We start from the raw sequence: 21,437 nt of genomic DNA, 5'->3' as shown, positions 1-21,437 counted from the left end.
AAGCACCCCGCGAAGATTCTGTGGATAACTCCGTTGCAGCGTCAACAAACAACCCCGGTTATCCACAGGTAGAATCGCTGGCCATGAACGACTTCCCCGATTTTCCGGACGACCTGCCCGCAGACGCCGCCGCTGGCGGCTTCACCGACACCCCCGAGGGGTTCAAGTCCGGCTTTGTCAGCTTCGTGGGCCGGCCGAACACCGGCAAGTCCACGCTGACCAACGCGCTGGTAGGGGAGAAGATCGCGATCATGGCGGACCAGCCGGAGACCACCCGACATCCGATCCGCGGTGTGATCAACCGCCCGGACGCGCAGGTGATCGTGGTGGACACCCCCGGCATCCACCGCCCGCGCACGCTGCTGGGCGAGCGCCTCAACGACGTGGTCAAAGACACCTTCGCGGACGTGGACGTGATCGGGTTTACGGTGCCGGCGGACGAGAAGATCGGCCCCGGCGACCGCTACATCCTGGAGCAGATCAGGGCGACGAAGCCGAACACGCCGATCGTCGGCATCGTGACCAAGCTGGACAAGACCGGCAAGGACGCCGTCGGCGAGCGCCTGCTGGAGCTGCACGAGCTGCTCGGCGAAGACTGCGAGCTCGTGCCGGTCTCCGCCACCGAAGGCGTGCAAATGGACACGCTGCTCGACGTGATGGTGGACAAGCTGCCGGAGGGCCCGCGCTTCTACCCGGAGGGCCACACCACCGACGAGGAGATGGAAACGCGCATCGCGGAGCTGATCCGCGAGGAGGCGCTGCAGGGGCTTCGCGACGAGCTGCCGCACTCCGTCGCCGTCCAGATCGACGAGATGCACCCGGACCCGGACAACCCGCGCCGCACGATGATCTACGCGGTGCTCTACCTCGAGCGCCCGGGCCAAAAGCGCATTATCGAGGGCCCGGACGGGCGGCGTTTAAGCGGCATCGTGCACCGCGCGCGCAAGCAGATCATTGAGCTGACCGGGCAGAACGTCTACCTGGACGTGCGCGTGAAGGTGCTGAAGAACTGGCAGCAGGACCCGAAGGCGCTGGGCCGGCTTGGCTTCTAGGGCAGCGCGCCCGAACTGGCGCGACCGCGCGTTTGTGGTGCGCACCTACGATTTCGGCGAGGCGGACCGGGTGGTGGTGCTGCTGACCCAGAACCACGGCCTGGTGCGCGGCGTGGCGAAGGGGGTGCGCAAGGCGAAAAGCAGGTTCGGCTCGCGCCTCCAGCCCTTCGTCGAGGTGGATGCGCTGGTCTATCCGGGCAGAAGCTTGGCGACGATCGCTTCCGCCGACACCGTGTCCTATTACGGCGCCCGCATCATCGATGATTTCGACCGCTACGCCGCCGCGTGCGCCGTGATGGAAACGGCGGAGCGGCTCAGCTACGACCAGGCGGACCCGGAGCTGTTCGCGCTGGTGCAGGAGGCGCTTTCGCACCTGCAGTCACGGCAGCACCCGACGATGGTGCTCGACGCGTTTATCCTGCAGGCCACCGAGCACGCCGGTTGGGGTTTGTCGCTGTTCGATTGCGCGAACTGCGGCACGCCGGGCCCGCACAAGGCGTTCAACGCCGCGGTGGGCGGGGCGGTGTGCAACAACTGCCGCCCGCCGGGTTCGATGGATGTGGACCGCGAGACGCTGCACGACATGTGGTTGATGCAGCGCGGCCACGCGGCATCCGAGGCGCGGGTGGGTCAGATCCACCGCGCGACCGTGGCCCACCTGCAGTACAACCTTGAGGCCGGGCTGAAAAGCTTCAAGATCATGGAGCAGGCATAATTGACGCCCATGGGCGCCCCACAGATTGACAAGAAGTTTATTCCGAAGCACATCGCGCTGGTGATGGACGGCAACGGCCGTTGGGCGCAAAAGCGCGGCTTGAAGCGCACCGAGGGCCACAAGGTGGGCGAGCAGAAGCTGATGGATGCCGTCGACGCGTGCATTGAGCTCGGCGGTGTGCAGTGGCTCTCCGCGTACGCGTTTTCCACGGAGAACTGGAAGCGCAGCCCCTCCGAGGTGCACTTTTTGATGAACTTCACCCGCGAGGTGCTGCGCCGCCAGCGCGACGAGCTGCACGAGAAAAACGTGCGCGTGGTGTGGTGCGGGCGCCGCCCGAAGCTGTGGGGCAGCGTGATTGAGGAGCTCGAGGTCGCCGAGGAGCTGACCAAAAACAACACGGGCCTGACCTTGGCGATGTGCGTGAACTACGGCGGGCGCGCCGAGCTTGCGGATGCGGTGCAAAAGCTTATCGACGATGGCGTGACCGCCGTCGACGAAAAGACCATTGCCCGCTACCTGTACCGCGCGGACATGCCGGATGTGGACCTGTTCTTGCGCCCGTCCGGGGAGCAGCGCACCTCGAACTTCCTGCTGTGGCAGTCCGCGTACGCGGAGATGGTCTACCAAGACGTGCTGTTTCCGGACTTTACTAAGCAGGACCTGTGGGACGCGGTGCTCGAGTACGCCAAGCGCGACCGCCGGTTCGGCGGCGCGGTGGATAAGTTCGCCAACTAGACCCGCGCGGCCTGGCAGGGGCGGCACACTCCGTAGACTTCGGCGTCGTGGCCGGACAGTTCGTAGCCGTAGCGCGCGGCGATGAGCTCGGCCCATTTCTCCACCGGGCCGCCCTCGATCTCTTCGCTGCGGCCGCACTCGGTGCACACGAGGTGGTGATGGTGGTGGCCGCTGAAGCAGTCGCGGTAGAGCGTTTCGCCGTCGGGGGAGTGCAGCACGTCGACCGCTTCGACCTCGGCGAGGGATTGGAGGGTGCGGTAGACGGTGGTGAGGCCGACGGAATCGCCGTCGTCAAGCAATTGCTCGTGGATCGTTTTCGCGGACACGAACTTGTCCATCCCGCGCAGCGTCTCTACGACGGCAGCGCGCTGGCGCGTCATGCGCGGGCCCAGCTTGGGGACGGGCCGCGAGTGGGAAGTACGGCGGTTCGGTTGCGTCATACCGGTCCAGTGTAGCTAGTCATGCACCGGCTTCGGCGTCTGCGGCGCCAAACCGGGATCGAGCGGGGGACGCACCGTGGCGGGCGGATCGATGATGGCGGCGCCGGTCACGCTTTCCAGGCCTGCGGCACTCGTGCCGGTGTGGCGCTTGCGTTTGCGCAGGCTGGCCAGCTCGTCTTTCGCCGCGTCGAGCGCTTCCAGGTTGGCCAGGTCGTGGATGATGCCGATGACGTTCGGCTGGTCCAGCGCGTAGAGCACCTCGCGGCCGTTGCGCGACGACGACACCAACCCAGACGCGCGCAGCACGCGCAGGTGCTGGGAGATCAGCGGCTGGGATTTTTGTAACTCGTCGACGAGCTGGTGGACCACCATCTCTTTGTCGGCGAGCAGCAGCAAGATCTCCAGCCGCGTCTTCGAGTCGAGCACCTTGACAAGGGCAGCGGCACGGTCCAGGTCGTGGTCGGTCAACTCCGCCAGGTTGGCCAGACGGGAACGGTCGCTCATCGGCGTCCCCTTTCGTCAGCGCCAGTGGGCAAAAAGTGTTGATCACCATTTAGAGTACAAGACACCCAACCGCACTGGGACTTATGTCCAAACTGGGCGAGTGGCCGGAGGCGTCGGCAGGCGGGCTATGCTGTTGACGGTAAATTGCACGCGCTTTCCCACCAGGAGATGTTGATGCCCGCATCAAAGATTGAGACCGTCGTTAACCTCTGCAAACGCCGCGGGCTGGTGTACCCCGCGGGCGAGATTTACGGCGGCACCCGCTCCGCATGGGATTACGGCCCGCTCGGCGTCGAGCTGAAAGAAAATCTCAAGCGCCAGTGGTGGAAGCACATGGTCCAGTCCCGCCGCGACACCGTCGGCGTGGACACCTCCGTGATCCTGCCCACCAAGGTGTGGGAGGCATCCGGCCACGTCGAGGTGTTCACCGACCCGCTGGTCGAGTCCCTCTACACCCACAAGCGCTACCGCGCCGACCACCTGCTGGAGGCCTACGAGGAAAAGCACGGCCACCCGCCGGCAAATGGCCTGGCCGACATCAACGACCCGGAGACCGGCCAGCCCGGCAACTGGACCGAGCCGAAGGCCTTTTCGGGGTTGATGAAGACCTACCTCGGCCCCGTCGACGACAAGGAAGGCCTGCACTACCTGCGTCCGGAGACCGCGCAGGGCATCTTCGTCAACTTCAAGAATGTGATGACGTCGGCGCGCATGAAGCCGCCGTTCGGCATCGCGAACACCGGCAAGAGCTTCCGCAACGAGATCACCCCGGGCAACTTCATCTTCCGCACCCGCGAGTTCGAGCAGATGGAGATGGAGTTCTTTGTCAAGCCCGGCGAGGACGAAAAGTGGCACGAGTACTGGATTGACAACCGCTACAACTGGTACGTCGACCTGGGCATCAACCCGGACAACCTGCGCCTGTACGAGCACCCGCAGGAGAAGCTGTCGCATTACTCCAAGCGCACCGTCGACATCGAGTACGCCTTCGGCTTCACCGGCTCCAAGTGGGGCGAGCTCGAGGGCGTGGCCAACCGCACCGACTACGACCTGCGCACCCACGCCGAGGCCTCCGGCGAGGACCTGAGCTACTTCGACCAGGAAAACAACGAGCGCTGGATCCCGTACTGCATCGAGCCGGCCGCAGGTCTCGGCCGCGCGATGATGGCCTTCCTCATCGACGCCTACGACGAAGAGGAAGCCCCCAACGCCAAGGGCGGGACCGACACCCGCGTGGTGCTGCGCCTGGACCGTCGCCTCGCGCCGGTGAAGGTGGCTGTGCTGCCGCTGTCGAAGAAGCCGGAGCTGGCCGGACCGGCCGAGGAGCTGGCCGCGAAGCTGCGCCAGCACTGGAACGTGGACTACGACACCTCCGGCGCCATCGGCCGCCGCTACCGCCGCCAGGACGAGACCGGCACGCCGTTCTGCGTCACCTACGACTTCGACTCCCTGGAGGACCAGGCCGTGACCGTGCGCGAGCGCGACACGATGGAGCAGGAGCGCATCCCGCTCGACGAGCTCGAGGCGTACCTGGCCGCCCGCCTGATCGGCTGCTAATGCACTACGTCAGCTGGGACCGGACGAACCGGGACGCACCGAAGCTGCTCGCCGAGGACGGCCCGGACGTGCTCGGCGTGTTCGAGCACGACCGCGCGATTGTGTGCGGCGAGCACTGGGAGCTGACCTCCCACCCGGAGTCGGGCGCGGTGGCCACGTGCGGAGGCCGCGAGGTGGTGCGCACCGGCGACAGTTTGAAGCGCTCCAAGCGCATCGACGCGGTGGTGGAGGACACCCCGTACGCCTTGATCCCGGAGACCTCCAAGAACTGGGTGGTTGAGGGCCCGGACGGGGAGAAGGTCGCCCAGTTCACTCAGGACCACAACGGCGTGCGCCGCGCGATTCTGGAGTTCGAGGGCGAGACCGATTTGCCGCCGACGCATGTGGCAGGGTTGGCGTGGTTGTCGCGCTGTGTGCTGGAGGCGCGCAAGATGGCCATGTCCACCGTGCTGATAGCCACGCTGGTGTTCCTGTCGCTGTTTTCGGTTCTGGTGGCACTGCTGTGATCTGGCGGGGCGCGACGCTTTACGACGGCCACAGGTCCGTCGCCCACACCACCGCCGACACGGTGACAGTGGGCGAGACCGTCCTGGGGGTCACCTCAGACAACCCGGTGGACTTCCGCGCCGTCGATGCGGCAACGGGGCAGGAGTACCTGCTGCGCAAGGCCGGGTTCACGGTGTCGCGCTACGTCGCGGATTGCGCAGGCCGGCGCTACAGCCTCAACCGCTCCGGCTTTGATCTGCTTTCCGGCGCGGTGGCCCCCAAGCGCGAGATCCGCGACGCGGCCGGCGAGATCGTCGCAGTGACCCGCGGGTCCGCGTCGGGCGAGTTGGACGTGGACGTTACCGCCCGCGCCGAACTGGTGGACATCGTGTTTTTGTCTTGGGCGCTGACGTTTGTCGATGCCCCAGCCCGCCGCACCCGCTACTAGCGCGCTAGAAGGTCCCGCCGCGGTTTGAGGGGCGCCCGCCGGAAAATCCTCCGCCGCCCCCGCCGAAACCGCCGCCGCCAAATCCTCCGCCTCCGCCGAAGCCGCCGGAGAGCACGGAGCCCCACAGCACGGCGTTGGCCAGCGAGTCCGCGGTTTGGCGGTTGCGCTGGGCCTGGTAGCGGCGCAGGTCGTCGTTCGCGGCTGCCTCGGCGCGGCGCGCGGTGTCGGTGGCGGCGCGGGCGGCGTCGATGGCCGTGCGGGTGTCGCGGGTGCGCAGCTGGTGGGCTTCGGCGTACTGGCGCTTCGCCTCCGCCAGCAGGGTGCGGGCGTGGGAGCCGATGATGCGCCCGCGCGAGAGGATCAAGTCCTCGGCGCGCTGGATCTGGGCGCCGGCCACCTGCATCTGCTGGTCGAACAGCTGCAGGGCGCGGGTCTGATCGCCGGCGATGCCCTTGGCGCGGTCGAGCGCGGCGTCGATTTCGGCGTCCATGCCGGTGAGCTCCTGGTAGAGCGCCAGCGGGTCGCTGGTGTCCCGGTCGCCGATGTTGTCCAGCATGCGCTGGGCTTTGGCGGAGGTGGCGTCGAGCGAAGCGACGTCGATAGGCGCGCCCTGCGAACGCGCGCCCTTGACCTGCTCGATCTCGCGCAGCTCGCCGCGGATTTCGTCGATGAGGGCGGGCAGGTTCGTCTTGGCGGCGCGGATGTTGTCCTCGGCGTGCTCGATGGCGGCGAGGTTGTTGTCGGAGACGTTGACGGCACGCGTGGCGGCGGCCAGCGTGTCCAGCAGCGCTCCCTGGCGCCCGGCTGGCTGCTGCGCGATCGTGCGGGCCTCGCCGAGGGCCTTTTCCGCCTCGTTCAGAGAGGCCTCTGCCAGGTCGACGTTGTCTACGATGGATTCAAGGATCTGCGCCGGGTAGTCGCCCTTAAGCTGCGAAAGCGTCGCGCGGGCGGGCTCGAGGCGCGCCCGGATGTCCACGGTGCGCTCCAGCACCTTGTCCACTTCTTCGGGCGCGCGCATGAGCACGCCGCGCATCTCGTTGAACTCGTTGGTCTTGTCGCGCAGCGCCTGCTCCGCGCGGCCAGAAGAGGAGATGATGTCCACCAACATGGCGCGTTTTTCGGGTTCGGTCTCCGGGATCGCGTCGTAAAGCTTCTGGTGGGTGGAAAAGGCGCGCTGCAGGGTGGAGGTGGCCTCGTTCATCGCGGAGGTAAACGGGCGCACGCGCTCGGCGCCGAACTCGGACTGCGCCAGCTGAAGTTCCTGCTTGCCCTGAGTGATGGAGTCGTCGGCGGAAACCAGCGCGTCGCGCGCGACCTGCTCCAGCGTCGGCGTGGGCAGCCGCCCCAGCGAGTCGGTGTCCGCCGGGTCGAGCGCCTTCGCGGACTCGATCTGCTTGGCCTGCTGCTTCTTGTTGCCCTTGCGGGTGGCCGCGTAGATGCCGCCGCCAGCCAGCGCCGCAACGCCCAGCCCGCCGGCGACCCAGCCTGCGCCCGAGCCGTCGCCTGACGACGCACCTCCGGAAGATCCCACCGCATTGACCGCGTTGAGCGCCGCGGAAAACCAGTTCATCTCAGCCAGCTGCGCGTGGGCGGCTTCGTTCATGCGGTCGATCTCGCTTTGGGTCCACTCTTCGCCGCCGCCGACGTTGTACAAGCGCTCGTCGGGCGAGATGGCCAGCACGGCGGTGTTGGAGCCGTTGGCTGCCACGGCCTTGTCCACCCACTCGGACGGGGTGTACTGGCCGAAGGTGCGCAAAAACACCACGCGCACGGACTTGCCCTTTGTCCGGCTGACCTGCTGGATCGCGGCTTCGATCTCGGAGAGTTCGTCGGCGGAGAGCACCGCGGCGTCGTCGGTGACCGGTTGCGTCAGCCGCCCAGGCTCGAGCGATGCCTTGGTGGCGGTGGCTTGTGCCTGGAGTTGGGCGGGCGGAGCTTCCGTCGCAAAGCTGAGTGCGGGTGCGGTAGCGACAAAAAGGCCGCCGGACACGGCGAGGATGCGCAAGTAACGGCTAGTCATGCCGACTAGGGTAGCGCGACGTGTACGTTTACAACGCCGCCGATACCGAACGCCGCGCCGACGAGGCTCCGAAGGGCGCGCAGCTGGCGCCGGAGTCGCGCGGGGCGTTCTCCCGCGACCGCGCCCGCGTGCTGCATTCTGCGGCGCTGCGCCGCCTGGCGGACAAGACCCAGGTGGTCGGACCCCGCGACGGCGACACCCCGCGCACGCGACTGACGCACTCGCTTGAGGTGGCGCAGATTTCGCGCGGCATCGGCGAGGGGCTGGGCCTGAACCCGGATCTGTGCGAGATGGCGGGGCTGACCCACGACATCGGGCACCCGCCTTACGGCCACAACGGCGAGGTGGCGCTCAACGACGTCGCGCCCTGCGGCTTCGAGGGCAACGCGCAAACGCTGCGGATTCTGGTGCGCTTGGAGCCGAAAGTGCTTATCGACGCCACCTCCTTCGGCCTCAACCTCACCCGCGCCTCCCTCGACGCGGCGGTGAAATACCCGCTCACCCGCACGAATGCGGACGGGTCCATCAACCGCAAGTACTCCGCCTACGACGAGGACGCAGAAGTGCTCGAGTGGGTGCGCGAAGGCCACACCGACTCCGTGCCGCCGATGGAGGCGCAGGTGATGGATTTCTCCGACGACATCGCCTATTCCGTCCACGATGTCGAAGACGGCATTGTCTCCGGGCGCGTGTCGCTTCGCGTGCTGTGGGACTTCGTGGAGCTGGCGGCGCTCGCCGACAAGGGCGCGGCGGCGTTCGGCGGGGATGCGGATTCCTTGGTGGAAGCGGCCGACCGGCTGCGGTCCCTGCCCGCCATCGCCGCCGCCAGCGAGTTCGACTATTCGCTGCAGGCGTGGACCGGGCTGAAGGCGCTGACCTCGCAGCTGGTGGGCCGCTACGTCGGCGCCGTGACCCGCGCGACCCTCGACGGCAACGAATCTGGCGTGCTCGGCCGCCAACACGGCCGCCTGATCGTGCCGCCGGACGTGGAAGCGGAGGTGCGCCTGCTCAAGACGGTCGCCGTGCTCTACGTCATGGACCAGCCGTCGCACCAGGCGCGCCAGGACCGCCAGCGCGACCGCATCTACCGCGTGCACGAGTACCTGCGCGCCGGCGCGCCGGGCACCCTGGACACCATGTTCCAGGCGTGGTTCAACGCCGCGGAGACGGACCTGGAGCGCGAGCGGGTGATCGTGGACCAGATCGCGTCCATGACCGAGTCGCGCCTCGAGCGCACCGCCGACAAGGCCTCCGCGTTCGAGGGGTATTTCTAGGGCCTACAAGCGCGCCGCGATCTGGGCCAGCGCTTCGCGGCTGCCAATCTCACCCGCGAGCCACGGCAGCTCCGTGCGCGCCACGCTGGGCAGCAGGGAGTCGAGCAGCGCCAGCGCGTCGTCTTCCACCGCGCGCCGTGCGGCCATGAACTCGCCGGCGTCGGCGGGGCTGCGGCGGTTGATCACCAGCGAGCCGACGCGGATGCGGTTTTCCGAAAGGTCGCGGTGGAGCTCAGCGCTTTCGAGCACCGGCAGCCGCTCGGCGGTGAGCACGATGTGAAAGCAACAGGCGGCGGGGTCGGTGAGGACTTCGCGCAGGCGCTCGAACTTGCGACGCCTGCGCAACAAGGTGGTGCGGATTTCCTGGTTGCGGCGCTCCACTGGGTCGTCGACGGTCCCGCCGAGGCCGCGCACCGCACGCGAGAACTTGTCGGAGCGCTCACGCCGCTGCATCAACCCGCCGGTGTAGGCGGCCATTAGCTCCGGCAGCGCCAGCAGACGCGAGGTGTGGCCCGACGGGGCGGTGTCGAAGATGATGTGGTCGAAGCCTTCGCTGAGCGCGAGCTCCGCCACCGCCTCCAGCATCGCCGCCTCGTGCATACCCGGGGAATTTCGCGACAGGTCTAAGTGCCGGCGAATCTCCGGGTGCATGCGCTCCGGCATCATCGCGCGCATGGAGCGCTCCACCTCGGCAAGGTGGCGCTCGGTGGTCGCGGCCGGGTCGAGCTCCACGACAACCAGGCCCGGCTCCAACTCGGTCGGCTCCGCGGACAAGCGCTGGTCCCAGATATGGCCCAAGTTGTGCGCCGGGTCCGTCGACACCAGCAGCACGCGCCGGCCCGCCTCGGCCAGGCGCACCGCCGCGGCGGCGGAGACGGTGGTTTTGCCCACCCCGCCCTTGCCGCCGAAGAACATCACCGGGGCGGCCTCTAGCAGCATCGCACGCCGTCCAAGGGGGAGCGCTCCATGCCCATGCGGGTGTGCCAGGCGTGGAACTCGTCGTAAAGCAATGGCAAAAGCTCGAGGGTGTAAAAGCTTGCGGGGTTGGCAATGCCGAGGGTCTCCGAGGCGACGAGCAGGGTAAACAAGTCGTCCTCCTCGCGCGCGGCGCGGGCGAACTCGCGGCGGTACGGCGCCTTGTAAAACTCGTCCAAGCCGCGGGCGAATGCCTTACAGCGCTCGAACATCCGCCAACTCACCCGGCATCGTCTCGTCGTCGCGCCAGACCACCGCAGGCTCTCGCCGGGCCTTCGACAGCGCCGTCAACGCCTCCGCGACCACCCAGATCGCGCAGCAGATGATGACCGCGTCGAGCACCAGCAGCAGCCAGTTGCCCGAACCCCACAGCGTGCGCAGCTGCAGCACGGCCGCCCACAGAGACATCACCGTGACGAAGAACAGCGGGATGAGCGCCGGCCACGACGGACGGCGCAGCTGCGTGAGAATGATGGCCACAATCGCCAGCGTCAAGCCCGCCATCAGCTGGTTCGTCGTGCCGAACAGCGGCCAAATCAACATGCCGCCGGAGCCGTCCAGACCCATGGAGAACGTCAGACCCATCGCGCAACCGACCGCGATGACGGTGGCCACCACCCCGGACAGCTTCACGCCGGCGAGCTCCGCAATCTCCGAAACCACCAGGCGCTGCAGGCGGATGCCCGAATCCATCGTGGTGGCGGCGAACAGCACCGCCATCGTGGCCAGGATCGTCGCGGACAGGGAAGTGGGGATACCCAAACCGGCGTGCATCAGATCGCCGCCGCCCTTGATAAACGCATCCACGCCGCCGGCGTTCCACTCGTTGTAGATCTCCTCCCACTGCGCCAGCGAGGCAAAACCGGAGGTCGTCGCCACAATCGTGCCCAGCGCCAGCAGGCCCTCGCCGACCGCGCCGAAGTAGCCCACAAAACGCGTGTCCGTCTCCTTGTCCAGCTGCTTCGACGACGTGCCCGAAGCGACAATGCCGTGGAAGCCCGAGATTGCGCCGCACGCGATGGTGACAAACAACAGCGGGAGGATGCCGGGGGTGCCGGACGGGACGTCGTCGCGAAGCATGGGCGCGACAACCTCCGGCCGCACGATGAAAAACGAACCGTACAAAATGATCAGCCCCACAAACAGCTGCAAGCCGTTGATGTAGTCGCGCGGCTGCAAAAGCACCCACACCGGCAGCAGCGAAGCCACAAACGCGTAGACGAACAGGAAGATGATCCACCAGCCGCGATCCGGGATGCCCAGCATCGTCTCCGGCAGCGAGACCGGGAACTGATCGCCGAGGATCATCAGCCCGTACAGCGCCGCAACACCCACGATCGAGACCAGCGGTAGGTTCCAGTTGAAACGGTAGATGGCCTGGCCGATCAAGAGCGCCACCACAATCGCGCCCCACGTGGGGATCACCGCCGTCGGCGTGGAAATGAGCAGGTTAGAGATGACCACCGCGAACGCCGTGTTGACCATGAGCAGCAGCAGGAAAATCACCACGAGGAACAGGTTGCGCCCGCGCGCGCCGATGTAGCGGCCGGACAAGGTGCCGATGGATTGGCCGCGATGCCTTTGCGACGCCCACAGCGCCCCCAAATCGTGCATGCCTGCGAAAAAGACCGTGCCGAGCGTGACCCACAAAAACGCCGGCAGCCAACCCCAGATCACCGCGACGGCTGGGCCGATGATGGGCGCCGCGCCCGCCACCGAGGTGAAGTGGTGGCCCCACAGGACGTACTTGTTGGTGGGGACGAAGTCGATGCCGTCCTCCATCGAGTGCGCCGGAGTGGTGTAGGTGTCCGAGAGCTGGTACACCCGGCTGCCCAGGAACCTGGAGTACAACAGGTAGCCGGCGGCCATCATCGCCAGGCCAACGAGCACCAGGATTAACGAGCTCATAGGTCTTCTCCGATCGTGTCGCGGTTCACATTTTCACGTATTATGGCACACGACACTTTCTCTCGGCGCGTTCGGCATGTAGGTGCGCGACGGCGCGAGCGGGCGTCAGCCTCTGAGTAGGCCGCGCTCATTCCCACAAACCCCTAGTAAGCCCTCCTGAGAATGCCCGTTTGTCGGCCTTACTAGGGGTTTGTTGCTAGGGGTCTGCGGGGTCGGGAGAGGGGACAGGCCCGCCGGGCGCCGGGGACCGGCCCCGCCGGCCGGGCTCGCCGGCTGGGCCCGATACCCGGTGGGAACAACGCGCCTCCGGTAGTCTCCGCAGCGGGGTAATTAGTCAAGGGGGGGCTAATGAAAGACACGCGCAAGAAGGAACTGCGGGAAAAGCTCGTCGACCTGCGGAGGGTGTCGTCCGTGGACACCGAGACGCACCGGCGCATCAGCGATGGCGAGATGGTGCAGTTGACCAAGTCGATGTACTTCTGCGCCGCGACGTGGAAGAAGCTCAAGGAGTACCAGCGGGCGTTTTTGCGGTGCTACGCAGCAGGGTGCCAGAGCAGACGCGCGGTACTCATCGGCTGCTCGGCAGCCAGGCTAAACGGCGTGTGGACCATTGCACGCAACGCACCAGTCACGCTTGCGGTGCCGAATGGGCGCCCGGCCTCCACCAAAGGCGGCTGGACCGGTTACGAGTACCGCTACCGGCAAATACCGGAAGTCGACATTATCTACGACGGGCCGGTGCGCTACACCAATGCGGTCCGAACCGCCATCGACATCGCGCGGGAACGCGGCGTGCGTGAAGGCGTCATAGCGATAGACAGCGTGCTTTCCGGCCACGGCGACCACCTGTACGCGGAACTGCTGCACCAGTTCCGCGCAACCATCGCCCGGCTTGCCGGCACGAAAGGCATCGCCAACGCCCGGAAAGCGTTGCCGCTGGCTAGCAGACTTTCGGATTCGCCCTACGAGTCCCTCTTGCGCCTGATCCTCGATGCCCACGGGGTCCCGTACCGCACACAGGCGGCGATCGGACCGTACCGGGTTGACTTCCTTATCGGCGACAACCTTGTCGTGGAGGTCGACGGGTGGGAAAAATACGAGGAGGTTCCCCACGACGTCCTGCGCAAGCAGCGTATCCGTGACGACTGGCTCGCCGAGCGCGGATACAAAGTCTTGCACTTCTACACCAGCGATTTCTGGGGCGACGAAGCGGATTTGATCCAACGCATCCGCAACGCCTGGCCGATTGCCCGGAGATTGCTCCCCGTGCAGGTGAAGCCGAAGGGCTACACGCCGATCGGCCCGGGGCGCAACGTGGCGCTGCCGCCGGACTTGCAGGAAGCCGTCGACATGCTCCGCAGACCATGACCCCTCGACTTCCGAATACATTCCGAATATCCTCAGAGGCATGACACTCGCAGCAGGAACTCCACCGCATTCCCGCCGCTCCTCTGATCTGAGCAAGCGGTCCGCCGAGGTGTTCGCCGAAGCGGAAAAGCACCCGGTCACGGTCACGCGCCGCGACGGGGAGTCGCTGGTGCTCATGTCCGCGCGGGAGGCGCAACGGCGGGCGCAGTTGCTGGAACTCGCGGCTCAACTCATCACCGTGGCAACGGAAGGCGTCGGCAGCCTCGGCGAACGAATGGCTCGAGCGTTCCCCTGGATGTTGGCGCTGTCGCAGGCAGACAGGGAATTGTGTGCGCAGGAGCTTATCGACGCAGCACGCGCCTCCTTCGCCACCGAACAACCACACCTTGCCCTCGTTGAGTTCACTGCGTGGAAAGAAACCGCCACCGCTGTCGCGGCAGGGCTCGGGCAAGAGGAAACCGACTGGCTTGCAGACAGTGAGCCGGTGGAGCGCCCCTAGCGATGGCAGCCGGGAGGAAGGGGGAGCTGGTCCCGCGCCCCGCGAAGAAGGTCGAGTACGACATCCGCTTCGCCTCGGCTGGGGCGAAGAAGGGATGGCGCGACCTGGTGGCGACCATACGAAACCCGATGGCCGACGCATGGGATTTCCTCACTCGTACCCCGACGGCAACCACTTCCACCAATTACCGTCTGAAGGGGGAGCTGGGGACTGTGCAGCGCGGCGGGCAGTCGTTCGAGCGGTGGCAACACAAACCGACGCTGAAAGGTTCAGCGCGGATCTGGTTCTACATCGATGACCGCACGGTCTTTCTCGAGGCTGTGTATACCAGTCACCCGAACGAGACGAAGTAGTCCCTCCCAGCCGCAAACCCCGAGTAACAGAGCCCTAGTATGCGCCATTTTGGGCCTTAATAGGGGTTTGATACTTGGGGTCTAGTGGACGAGCTCCACGCCTTCGTCGGCAAGCACTTCGAGCAGCCCGCCTCTCGACGCCTCCGGCATCCCCCAATCCGTCACCACCACACGTTTGACGCGGGCCTCGCGCAACAGGTCGGCCAGGGCGTCGAGGTTGCGCGGCACCGGGCGGGCGTCGGGGGACGCGTCGGCAGGGGACGTTGCCGCGCCAGCGCCGTAGACGGCGGCGATGATGGCGGCGCCGAGGTCCTCGATCGAGCGCACCGGGCGGGTGAGAAACACAGCGGTCATTAGTTGACCTCCATTTCGCAGAAGGATTCGTAGTGGTCGGCGGTGTAGAACCACTCGTCGACGTGCCCGTCGGCACCGCCGCCGGTGACGATGCGTCGCGCGCCGCGGTGGCTTACGCCCGGGGTGTCCACGGTGTACTCGCGGTAGTAATTCCTCGGCTGCTCGGGCAGGATGCGTTCGTAGTTGCCGAAGCGGCGGTCGTCGTTGTCCGGGTGGGGGAAGGGGCCGCCGGCTTCGATGAGGTCGACGGTGTCCCAGGCCTCGCCGGGCAGCCCCTCGCAGGCGGGCAGGCCGGAGGCGGAGGGCGCGGACTCCTGTGGGGTGGTCTCGAGGATTGGGGGAGGGGCCGAAGGTGGCGTCGATAGGCAGCTGCTCAGAAAGAGGCAGGAGAGCAGGACGGATAGGCGCTTCATGGGCAATATCGTGCCACGCGCTAGAGTGAGCGCCATGGCTAGGGGCAGAATTCCGGATAGTGATATTGAGGCTATCCGTCAGCGCGCGCCGCTCGACGAGATCGTCGGCGAATACGTGCAGCTCAAGCCCGCCGGACACGACTCGCTGAAGGGCCTAAGCCCGTTCAAGGATGAGCGCACCCCAAGTTTCCACGTCCGCCCCGCGCACGGCTACTACCACTGCTTTTCCACGGGCAAGGGCGGCGACGTCTTTTCCTTCATGATGGAAATGGAACAGCTCACCTTCCCGGAGGCTGTGGAGGCGGTGGCGGACCACATCGGCTACCACATCAACTACCAGGGCGGGTCCACGGGCGCGCGCAAGGTGGACCGCGGCACGCGCCAGCGCCTGTTGGCGGCGAACAAGGCGGCGCACGAGTACTTCCGCGAGCAGCTGGAGTCGGAGGAGGCGGCCCCGGCGCGCGACATGCTGCTGCAGCGCGGCTTTTCGCGCGAGCTCATCTACGACTTCGAGTGCGGCTACGCGCCCCGCGGCTGGGATCCGATGACGAAGCACTTGCTGCGCAAGGGCTTTGAGGTGCAGGAGCTTATCGACGCCGGATTGTCCTCAATGGGCAAACGCGGGCCCATCGATAAGTTCCGTGGCCGGTTGATCTGGCCGATCAAAGACACCGCCTCGAACGTGATCGGCTTCGGCGCGCGCAAGCTTTACGACGACGACCGCCTCGGCAAATACATCAACACCCAGGACACCCTGCTGTACCACAAGTCCAAGGTGCTCTTCGGTATTGATAAGGCGAAGAAGAACATCGCGGAGAAGCACCAGACGGTGGTGGTGGAGGGATACACCGACGTCATGGCGATGCACGCCGCGGGTGTGGATACCGCCGTGGCCACGTGCGGCACTGCGTTCGGCGGCGACCACATGAGCCTGATCCGCCGCCTCATGCTCGACGACAGTTTCTTCCGCGGCGAGCTGATTTACACCTTCGACGGCGACGAGGCTGGCCAGAAGGCGGCGATGCGCGCGTTTGAGACGGATGCGGAGTTCGGCGCGCAGTCTTTCGTCGCGGTCGCCCCGGACGGCATGGACCCCTGTGACCTGCGCCTTGCGCGCGGCGACGCGGCGGTGCGCGACCTGGTGGCCGGCCGCGTGCCCGTCTACGAGTTCGTCATCGAGTCGCTTCTGCAGGACTACTCGCTGGATTCTGCGGAGGGGCGGGTGCAAGCCTTACGACGCACCGTTCCCGTCGTCGCCACCATCTCCGACCGTGTGCTCCAGCAGGAATACGCCCGCCGCCTGGCCGGCTGGGTGGGTTGGCCGAACCCGGACGAGGTGTTAGAGCAGGTCCGCGCCGAGGCCAAGAAGCCGAAGAAGCAGAAGCGCGCGCCGAAGGTTGCGCCGAAAGACCCGGCCGCGGCGGGCCCCTCGAGCTCCGGCGCGCAGTCCGAGATCCTCATCCCGCCGCGCCCCGACGACCCGGTGCTGTGGCCCCAGCGCGAAGCCCTCAAGATTGCGCTGCAGCACCCGGCGGCGGCCGGCAACTACTTCGACGGCATCAACCCAGACGCGTTTACCCACGACGCCTACCACCAGGTCCGCGAGGCCATCACCGCGGCCGGTGGCTGCGCCCGCGCCGGGGCTGCCGCTGCCGCTGCGGGCGGTGGTGCCGGCGCTAGTGCCGCTGGTGCCGATGGCGCCCCCGACGCCTCGAACTTCCTCGCCGCGGTGGCCGGCGAGATGCGCGACTACGCCGGCCGCAACTTCGTCTCCGAGCTGGCCGTCGAACCCATCCACGCCGACGACCTCTACGAATACGCCGACTCCGTGCTCTCGCGCCTGCAGGAGACCCGCGTGGGCCAGCAGATCGCGCAGCTGAAGTCCCAGCTGCAGCGCATGCGCCCCTCCGACGACGAGGAGGCCTACAACGCGCTGTTTTCAGACCTGGTCGCGCTCGAGCAGGCCCGCCGCGACCTCAACGACCGCGCCTTCCGCAGCAACCGGTAGGGGGACGGCGCCGCGCTGGTCGGGGGAGACCGGCCGCGCCTGAGGTCCTTGCGCCGTGGCCGTGCGCTGCGCCGCGTCCACCCTGCTTTGGCCGCAAAACCGGCTATCTGCATCCGGCTACCACGCCGAAAATCGAGCGGTAGCCGGTTCTAGGTAGCCGGTTTTGCGGTTGAGGGGCGGGGCAAGGCGGGACCCCCGACCCCGAGACGGTCCCCGAGCCCGGCCGCAACCCTGGCCCCCAACGCCAGGCCCCCAACCCCAAGCCCCAGCCCCCGCCCCCGCGGCCCCTATTCCTGCGTGGCGGCGTACTTGCGCGCGGCCCACTCCACGGCGTCCAGCGGAAGTTCGGCGTCGTAAGCATCCCGCGCCGCCGCCAGCGCCTCCAGGTACTCGCCGTACTCCTCGGCAGACCAGTCGCCCTCCGATGCCAGACCAGCAACGCGCGCACGGTTGGAGCAGATGATCGCCGGCTTCGACGCCTCCCCGGCCTCCTGCTCCCCGGCCAGGAAGTAGGCCACCGCGGAGGCGAATTTCGCGGGCAGGCTGGTTGCCGTCAACGCCCCGTAGGCGTCGATAGGCGAGGCCCCGTCCAGGCGTCGCACGGCGGCCAGGAGTTTCTGCGCGTTGCCCTTGTTGCGCAGGAACGCCTGCATCTGCATCACCTGGTTGGATTGGCCGGCCATGTAGGCGAAGCAGGCGCCCAAAAAGTCGATGATCTGCTCGCGCGCGTAGCCGGACTCACGCACGTCGGCGCCGAACGCGAACACTTCGGAGCGGGTGATGGACGCGGTGGCGTCGTCGCGGAACGGCGGCACGCGGCGCAGGTGGTGCGGCCAGCCGGTTTTCCAGCGGATGGGGGAGAAGGTCGCGGAGTCGCCCAGCACGTCCTGCGCGGTGGGCTTCACGGTTTCGAGGGCTTGTGCAATCTGAGTCATGCGCACCATCTTAGAGGCCTTAGACTTGCCCACCATGACCGCAACCGTCCTGCTTCTCGACCCCCGCTGGCCCACCCTCATCCCCCTTCACCTCACCGACCGCATCTGCGGCGACGTCGCGTTTACCGCGGAGGTTCCGGTGTCGGTGCGGTGGGCGCTCAACGTCGAGGGCGGCGCGGGCCGCTGGCTCATTTCCACCAATCCGGACGACCCCGAGGTCGCGCGTTGGGTTGAGGAGGGCGCGGTTACGGAACGCGTCGATAGTTTGGATGACCCTGTCTTCCAGGCCACCCGCACGATGCACGCCGCCCGCCGCCGCGGCGAGTGGGAGCAGGCCATGACGCATGAAAGCCTCCTGCCCTTTCTTAGGGAGGAGGCGGCGGAGGTCGCGGAGGCGATTGAGGGCAATCTGCTTGACGACGCTCTAAAGTCCGAACTCTCAGACCTCCTCCTGCAGATCTTGTTCCACGCGGAGTTGGCATCGGAGCGGGGCGCGTTTGAGTTTTCGGACGTGGCGGACGCGTTCGTGCAGAAGATGCGCCGCCGCGCGCCGTACCTTTTCGACGGCTCCACCGGCCCGGTGGACAAGGCCACCCAGGACCGCCTGTGGGAGGAAGGGAAGGCCGCCGAGGCTTAAGTAGTGCCCGGTTTTAGCGCAGCGCGCCGATGTAGGTGCGGATGTCCGGCAGGCCGGCTTGGGAGGACATCTGGGAGCTCATCTCGAAGAACTTGTCCATCGGGGTGGCCGGGTCGGGCTTGACGATGCCGCACTCCAAAGCGCGGTCCGCAAGCGCACCGACCGTGGACGCGGACACGAGGCGCAGCGTGGCGTCTGTGCCCACGGCGTTGTTGACGTTGGAAACCAGCTCGGAGCGGGTGGTGTCCGGGCCGACCATGCGGGTGGCGGTCAGGCCGGTGCGCAGGGCGTCGCAGTTTGCGGTGGCGACGTTGCCGTTGAGCAGCTTGATCAGTTCGAAGGTCTGAGCCTGGGCTGCGGTGGGGGTGGCGATGGCGGCCGCGGTCATCAGGCCTGCGGCGGCAAGGGTTGCGATACGGCGCATGGGTGGAATTCCTTTCGGGGGAGAAACTAGGTCGAAAGGAAGCATACCTGTTACGCAAGTGGCGCGTGTGACAACTGTGGCCAATCTGCCGTCACGCCCACTGCCGACACTCGCCGCACCGGCGCGCGCACCCGCCCGGTACACTTTCCGCCCATGACAGCAGCCAGGCGAGTAGCGCGCGGGTGCGGCTGCGCGGGTGTGATCGCGGCGGCCGCCGTTGTGGTGGTGGTCGTTGCGCTCGTCGCTTGGCTGCTCGCCGCGTTTACCACGCAAGACAAGCAGGAGCCGCTCCAGCCGGTGCCCACCACGATGCCGCCGCCGGCCGCCCAAGCACCCCCGCTTATCGACGTCCACGGCCCGGGGCGGACCTCCGACTTGCTGTTCGACTGGTCGCAGGACATCGGCAACCAGACCAACATGTCCGGCCAGGCCGTCCGCGCCTACGCAAACGCGGCCCTGATCGCCGCCGAGTCCTGGCCGGAGTGCCACTTGCAGTGGAACACGCTCGCGGGCATCGGTTGGGTGGAGACCCGCCACGGCACTTACACGGGCAAGTTCGAGCATTCGCAGTTGGACGAAGGCGGCTACCCGGATCCGCGGATCATCGGCCCGCGTTTGGACGGGGAGGACTTCGCCCACGTCGGAGATTCTGACGACGGCGCGTTCGACAACGACCCGGAGTTCGACCGCGCGGTGGGGCCCATGCAGTTCATCCCGGAGTCGTGGGCCCGCTACGGCCGCGACGCCAACGGCGACGGCCACCCGGACCCGCAGCAGATCGATGACGCAGCACTCGGCGCCGCCAACCTGTTGTGCAATTCCGGCGGTGGCATGCGCGACCTGAATACGGAGCAGGGCTGGCGCGACGCGATTTTCGCCTATAACCAGTCCAACGACTATGTGGCCCGGGTGCGCGACGCGGCGGCGAATTACGCGCTGAACCAACCGGCGCATCGCTGAAAGCGTCGCCAAGCACAGCTAAGCTAGTTACCGGTATTACAACGCATTCGACCCATGCAAGGAGTCACCATGGCCGATATCATGCACATCTTCGCCCGCGAGATTCTGGATTCCCGCGGTAACCCGACCGTGGAGGTTGAGGCGCTGCTGGCGGACGGCTCGCATGGCCGCGCTGGCGTGCCGTCGGGCGCGTCCACTGGCGAGCACGAGGCGCACGAGCTTCGCGACGGCGACGAGCGTTACTCCGGCAAAGGCGTGCTGAAGGCCGTCAACAACGTCAACGAGACCATCGCGGACGAGCTGGCTGGTCTGGAGGCGGATGACCAGCGGATCGTCGATACGCTCATGCTCGAGCTTGACGGCACCGACAACAAGAAGAACCTCGGCGCGAACGCGATTCTGGGTGTGTCCATGGCTGTGGCGAAGGCCGCGGCGGATTCGGCTGCGCTGCCGCTGTACCGCTACATCGGCGGCCCGAACGCGCACCTTTTGCCGGTGCCGATGATGAACATCCTCAACGGCGGCGCGCACGCGGATTCCGGCGTGGACGTGCAGGAGTTCATGATCGCCCCGGTCGGTGCGGAGACGTTCACCGAGGCGCTGCGCATGGGCACCGAGGTCTACCACGCGCTCAAGAGCGTGCTGAAGTCCAAGGACCTGTCCACGGGTCTTGGCGACGAGGGCGGCTTCGCCCCGTCCGTCGGCTCCACCAAGGAGGCCCTGGACCTGATCGTGGAGGCGATTGAGAAGGCTGGCTACACCGTGGGCGAGGATGTCGCGCTCGCCCTCGACGTGGCATCTTCGGAGTTCTTCGAGGACGGCGCCTACAACTTCGAGGGCGGCAAGCACACCGCCGAGGAGATGATCAAGGTCTACGCCGACCTGGTGGAGCAGTACCCGATCGTCTCCATCGAGGACCCGCTGGATGAAAACGACTGGGACGGCTACGTGACCCTCACCGAGCAGCTGGGCGACAAGGTGCAGATCGTCGGCGACGACTTCTTCGTCACCAACCCGAAGCGCCTGGCCGAGGGCATCGAGAAGAATGCCGCGAACGCGCTGTTGGTCAAGGTCAACCAGATTGGCACCCTGACCGAGACCTTCGACGCCGTGGAGCTGGCCCACCGCAACGGCTACCGCACCATGATGTCGCACCGCTCCGGCGAGACCGAGGACACCACCATCGCCGATCTGGCCGTGGCGCTGTCCTGCGGCCAGATCAAGACCGGTGCGCCGGCGCGCTCCGAGCGCGTGGCCAAGTACAACCGCCTCCTGCGCATCGAGGAGGAGCTCGGCCCGGCCGCCGAGTACGCGGGCCGCTCCGCGTTCCCGCGCTTCAAGTAAGCACCTGCCTATCGACGCACCTTCGGCC

Annotated in this window: 24 protein-coding genes; 14 read left to right on the top strand and 10 right to left on the bottom strand. The window is 66.9% G+C overall.

Going from position 1 to position 21,437, the window contains the following annotated elements:
* Positions 1-83: 83 nt before the first annotated feature.
* Genes era through CFOUR_RS08335 form a run of 3 tightly spaced genes read left to right on the top strand, consistent with a single transcriptional unit; the run spans position 84 to position 2,502 of the window.
* Entirely contained in the window at positions 84-1,052 is a 969-nt protein-coding gene (era, locus tag CFOUR_RS08345) for a GTPase Era (RefSeq protein WP_085956663.1), read from the top strand.
* Entirely contained in the window at positions 1,042-1,767 is a 726-nt protein-coding gene (gene recO / locus CFOUR_RS08340; protein ID WP_085956662.1) for a DNA repair protein RecO, read from the top strand. The genes era and recO overlap by 11 nt, the downstream gene beginning before the upstream one ends.
* Positions 1,768-1,776: 9 nt before the next feature.
* Positions 1,777-2,502: an isoprenyl transferase gene (locus CFOUR_RS08335; RefSeq protein ID WP_085956661.1), complete on the top strand. Its 726-nt coding sequence runs from the start codon at positions 1,777-1,779 to the stop codon at positions 2,500-2,502.
* On the opposite strand, the gene CFOUR_RS08330 is transcribed toward CFOUR_RS08335, so the two are convergent.
* On the bottom strand, positions 2,499-2,942 hold the full coding sequence (locus tag CFOUR_RS08330; protein WP_085956660.1) for a Fur family transcriptional regulator: 444 nt from the start codon (positions 2,940-2,942) through the stop codon (positions 2,499-2,501). The two genes, CFOUR_RS08335 and CFOUR_RS08330, sit on opposite strands and share 4 nt — an antisense overlap.
* 15 nt (positions 2,943-2,957) lie before the next feature.
* Entirely contained in the window at positions 2,958-3,446 is a 489-nt protein-coding gene (locus tag CFOUR_RS08325) for an ArsR/SmtB family transcription factor (protein ID WP_085956659.1), read from the bottom strand.
* Positions 3,447-3,620: 174 nt separating this feature from the next.
* Here CFOUR_RS08325 and CFOUR_RS08320 point away from each other — a divergent pair, with 174 nt between their 5' ends.
* From CFOUR_RS08320 to CFOUR_RS08310, 3 genes are read left to right on the top strand one after another with little or no spacing between them, the layout of a single operon-like run.
* Positions 3,621-5,003 carry a glycine--tRNA ligase gene (locus tag CFOUR_RS08320; protein ID WP_085958317.1) on the top strand — a complete coding sequence of 461 codons (1,383 nt, stop codon included), beginning with the start codon at positions 3,621-3,623 and terminating at the stop codon, positions 5,001-5,003.
* Positions 5,003-5,509: a hypothetical protein gene (locus tag CFOUR_RS08315; protein WP_085956658.1), complete on the top strand. Its 507-nt coding sequence runs from the start codon at positions 5,003-5,005 to the stop codon at positions 5,507-5,509. The genes CFOUR_RS08320 and CFOUR_RS08315 overlap by 1 nt, the downstream gene beginning before the upstream one ends.
* The gene (locus CFOUR_RS08310; protein ID WP_085956657.1) at positions 5,506-5,937 is read left to right on the top strand and encodes a hypothetical protein; all 432 of its coding nucleotides are present in this window, start codon (positions 5,506-5,508) and stop codon (positions 5,935-5,937) included. The genes CFOUR_RS08315 and CFOUR_RS08310 overlap by 4 nt, the downstream gene beginning before the upstream one ends.
* A gap of 4 nt (positions 5,938-5,941) precedes the next feature.
* On the opposite strand, the gene CFOUR_RS08305 is transcribed toward CFOUR_RS08310, so the two are convergent.
* On the bottom strand, positions 5,942-7,957 hold the full coding sequence (locus tag CFOUR_RS08305; protein ID WP_290179105.1) for a TPM domain-containing protein: 2,016 nt from the start codon (positions 7,955-7,957) through the stop codon (positions 5,942-5,944).
* 20 nt (positions 7,958-7,977) lie between these two features.
* Between CFOUR_RS08305 and CFOUR_RS08300 the strand changes: the two genes are divergently transcribed.
* A complete protein-coding gene (locus CFOUR_RS08300; protein ID WP_290179104.1) occupies positions 7,978-9,231 on the top strand; it encodes a deoxyguanosinetriphosphate triphosphohydrolase in 1,254 nt (417 codons plus the stop codon).
* Positions 9,232-9,234: 3 nt separating this feature from the next.
* Here the strand turns inward: CFOUR_RS08300 and CFOUR_RS08295 are convergent, their stop codons facing one another.
* Genes CFOUR_RS08295 through CFOUR_RS08285 form a run of 3 tightly spaced genes read right to left on the bottom strand, consistent with a single transcriptional unit; the run spans position 9,235 to position 12,114 of the window.
* Positions 9,235-10,170, bottom strand: a complete 936-nt coding sequence (locus tag CFOUR_RS08295; RefSeq protein ID WP_290179103.1) for an ArsA family ATPase — start codon at positions 10,168-10,170, stop codon at positions 9,235-9,237.
* Entirely contained in the window at positions 10,161-10,418 is a 258-nt protein-coding gene (locus tag CFOUR_RS08290) for a cory-CC-star protein (RefSeq protein WP_085956652.1), read from the bottom strand. Before CFOUR_RS08290 ends, CFOUR_RS08295 begins: the two co-directional genes overlap by 10 nt.
* Positions 10,402-12,114, bottom strand: a complete 1,713-nt coding sequence (locus tag CFOUR_RS08285) for a carbon starvation CstA family protein (protein ID WP_085956651.1) — start codon at positions 12,112-12,114, stop codon at positions 10,402-10,404. The genes CFOUR_RS08290 and CFOUR_RS08285 overlap by 17 nt, the downstream gene beginning before the upstream one ends.
* A 348-nt stretch (positions 12,115-12,462) precedes the next feature.
* Between CFOUR_RS08285 and CFOUR_RS08280 the strand changes: the two genes are divergently transcribed.
* From CFOUR_RS08280 to CFOUR_RS08270, 3 genes are read left to right on the top strand one after another with little or no spacing between them, the layout of a single operon-like run.
* Positions 12,463-13,482: an endonuclease domain-containing protein gene (locus CFOUR_RS08280; protein WP_085956650.1), complete on the top strand. Its 1,020-nt coding sequence runs from the start codon at positions 12,463-12,465 to the stop codon at positions 13,480-13,482.
* Positions 13,483-13,522: 40 nt separating this feature from the next.
* A complete protein-coding gene (locus CFOUR_RS08275) occupies positions 13,523-13,981 on the top strand; it encodes a prevent-host-death protein (protein ID WP_290179102.1) in 459 nt (152 codons plus the stop codon).
* Positions 13,982-13,983: 2 nt separating this feature from the next.
* On the top strand, positions 13,984-14,334 hold the full coding sequence (locus CFOUR_RS08270) for a hypothetical protein (RefSeq protein ID WP_085956643.1): 351 nt from the start codon (positions 13,984-13,986) through the stop codon (positions 14,332-14,334).
* Positions 14,335-14,415: 81 nt separating this feature from the next.
* Here the strand turns inward: CFOUR_RS08270 and CFOUR_RS08265 are convergent, their stop codons facing one another.
* Both CFOUR_RS08265 and CFOUR_RS08260 read right to left on the bottom strand, forming a co-directional pair.
* Entirely contained in the window at positions 14,416-14,688 is a 273-nt protein-coding gene (locus CFOUR_RS08265) for a hypothetical protein (protein WP_290179100.1), read from the bottom strand.
* Positions 14,688-15,101 (bottom strand): guanyl-specific ribonuclease, encoded by a 414-nt coding sequence (locus tag CFOUR_RS08260; RefSeq protein WP_230471723.1) that lies wholly within the window; start codon positions 15,099-15,101, stop codon positions 14,688-14,690. Before CFOUR_RS08260 ends, CFOUR_RS08265 begins: the two co-directional genes overlap by 1 nt.
* 34 nt (positions 15,102-15,135) lie before the next feature.
* On the opposite strand from CFOUR_RS08260, the gene dnaG reads away from it, so the two are divergent.
* On the top strand, positions 15,136-17,109 hold the full coding sequence (dnaG, locus tag CFOUR_RS08255) for a DNA primase (RefSeq protein ID WP_085956648.1): 1,974 nt from the start codon (positions 15,136-15,138) through the stop codon (positions 17,107-17,109).
* Between the two features lie 287 nt (positions 17,110-17,396).
* Here dnaG and CFOUR_RS08250 read toward each other — a convergent pair whose 3' ends face one another.
* On the bottom strand, positions 17,397-18,044 hold the full coding sequence (locus CFOUR_RS08250) for an 8-oxoguanine DNA glycosylase OGG fold protein (RefSeq protein ID WP_085958316.1): 648 nt from the start codon (positions 18,042-18,044) through the stop codon (positions 17,397-17,399).
* Positions 18,045-18,078: 34 nt separating this feature from the next.
* Here CFOUR_RS08250 and CFOUR_RS08245 point away from each other — a divergent pair, with 34 nt between their 5' ends.
* Entirely contained in the window at positions 18,079-18,681 is a 603-nt protein-coding gene (locus CFOUR_RS08245; RefSeq protein ID WP_085958315.1) for a MazG nucleotide pyrophosphohydrolase domain-containing protein, read from the top strand.
* Between the two features lie 13 nt (positions 18,682-18,694).
* Here the strand turns inward: CFOUR_RS08245 and CFOUR_RS08240 are convergent, their stop codons facing one another.
* Entirely contained in the window at positions 18,695-19,105 is a 411-nt protein-coding gene (locus tag CFOUR_RS08240; protein WP_085956647.1) for a hypothetical protein, read from the bottom strand.
* A gap of 153 nt (positions 19,106-19,258) precedes the next feature.
* Here CFOUR_RS08240 and CFOUR_RS08235 point away from each other — a divergent pair, with 153 nt between their 5' ends.
* Both CFOUR_RS08235 and eno read left to right on the top strand, forming a co-directional pair.
* Positions 19,259-20,065 (top strand): lytic transglycosylase domain-containing protein, encoded by an 807-nt coding sequence (locus tag CFOUR_RS08235; protein WP_085956646.1) that lies wholly within the window; start codon positions 19,259-19,261, stop codon positions 20,063-20,065.
* Between the two features lie 69 nt (positions 20,066-20,134).
* Complete coding sequence (gene eno / locus CFOUR_RS08230) at positions 20,135-21,409, top strand: phosphopyruvate hydratase (protein ID WP_290179097.1); 1,275 nt, start codon at positions 20,135-20,137, stop codon at positions 21,407-21,409.
* The last annotated feature ends 28 nt before the right edge of the window (positions 21,410-21,437 follow it).

The sequence above is a fragment of the Corynebacterium fournieri genome (genome assembly GCF_030408775.1).
Taxonomy (GTDB): Bacteria; Actinomycetota; Actinomycetes; order Mycobacteriales; family Mycobacteriaceae; genus Corynebacterium; species Corynebacterium fournieri.
This window is presented reverse-complemented; position numbering and strand designations above follow the sequence as displayed.

Excerpts from the sequence above, each read along its gene's own strand:
- CFOUR_RS08315 (WP_085956658.1), top strand. The coding sequence starts at position 5,003 with ATGCACTACGTCAGCTGGGACCGGACGAACCGGGACGCACCGAAGCTG.
- CFOUR_RS08305 (WP_290179105.1), bottom strand. The coding sequence starts at position 7,957 with ATGACTAGCCGTTACTTGCGCATCCTCGCCGTGTCCGGCGGCCTTTTT.
- CFOUR_RS08325 (WP_085956659.1), bottom strand. The coding sequence starts at position 3,446 with ATGAGCGACCGTTCCCGTCTGGCCAACCTGGCGGAGTTGACCGACCAC.
- CFOUR_RS08260 (WP_230471723.1), bottom strand. The coding sequence starts at position 15,101 with ATGAAGCGCCTATCCGTCCTGCTCTCCTGCCTCTTTCTGAGCAGCTGC.
- CFOUR_RS08320 (WP_085958317.1), top strand. The coding sequence starts at position 3,621 with ATGCCCGCATCAAAGATTGAGACCGTCGTTAACCTCTGCAAACGCCGC.
- CFOUR_RS08290 (WP_085956652.1), bottom strand. The coding sequence starts at position 10,418 with ATGTTCGAGCGCTGTAAGGCATTCGCCCGCGGCTTGGACGAGTTTTAC.
- CFOUR_RS08295 (WP_290179103.1), bottom strand. The coding sequence starts at position 10,170 with ATGCTGCTAGAGGCCGCCCCGGTGATGTTCTTCGGCGGCAAGGGCGGG.
- CFOUR_RS08275 (WP_290179102.1), top strand. The coding sequence starts at position 13,523 with ATGACACTCGCAGCAGGAACTCCACCGCATTCCCGCCGCTCCTCTGAT.
- CFOUR_RS08265 (WP_290179100.1), bottom strand. The coding sequence starts at position 14,688 with ATGACCGCTGTGTTTCTCACCCGCCCGGTGCGCTCGATCGAGGACCTC.
- CFOUR_RS08280 (WP_085956650.1), top strand. The coding sequence starts at position 12,463 with ATGAAAGACACGCGCAAGAAGGAACTGCGGGAAAAGCTCGTCGACCTG.
- era (WP_085956663.1), top strand. The coding sequence starts at position 84 with ATGAACGACTTCCCCGATTTTCCGGACGACCTGCCCGCAGACGCCGCC.
- CFOUR_RS08250 (WP_085958316.1), bottom strand. The coding sequence starts at position 18,044 with ATGACTCAGATTGCACAAGCCCTCGAAACCGTGAAGCCCACCGCGCAG.
- CFOUR_RS08270 (WP_085956643.1), top strand. The coding sequence starts at position 13,984 with ATGGCAGCCGGGAGGAAGGGGGAGCTGGTCCCGCGCCCCGCGAAGAAG.
- CFOUR_RS08235 (WP_085956646.1), top strand. The coding sequence starts at position 19,259 with ATGACAGCAGCCAGGCGAGTAGCGCGCGGGTGCGGCTGCGCGGGTGTG.
- CFOUR_RS08240 (WP_085956647.1), bottom strand. The coding sequence starts at position 19,105 with ATGCGCCGTATCGCAACCCTTGCCGCCGCAGGCCTGATGACCGCGGCC.
- CFOUR_RS08330 (WP_085956660.1), bottom strand. The coding sequence starts at position 2,942 with ATGACGCAACCGAACCGCCGTACTTCCCACTCGCGGCCCGTCCCCAAG.
- eno (WP_290179097.1), top strand. The coding sequence starts at position 20,135 with ATGGCCGATATCATGCACATCTTCGCCCGCGAGATTCTGGATTCCCGC.
- dnaG (WP_085956648.1), top strand. The coding sequence starts at position 15,136 with ATGGCTAGGGGCAGAATTCCGGATAGTGATATTGAGGCTATCCGTCAG.
- CFOUR_RS08245 (WP_085958315.1), top strand. The coding sequence starts at position 18,079 with ATGACCGCAACCGTCCTGCTTCTCGACCCCCGCTGGCCCACCCTCATC.
- CFOUR_RS08335 (WP_085956661.1), top strand. The coding sequence starts at position 1,777 with ATGGGCGCCCCACAGATTGACAAGAAGTTTATTCCGAAGCACATCGCG.
- CFOUR_RS08285 (WP_085956651.1), bottom strand. The coding sequence starts at position 12,114 with ATGAGCTCGTTAATCCTGGTGCTCGTTGGCCTGGCGATGATGGCCGCC.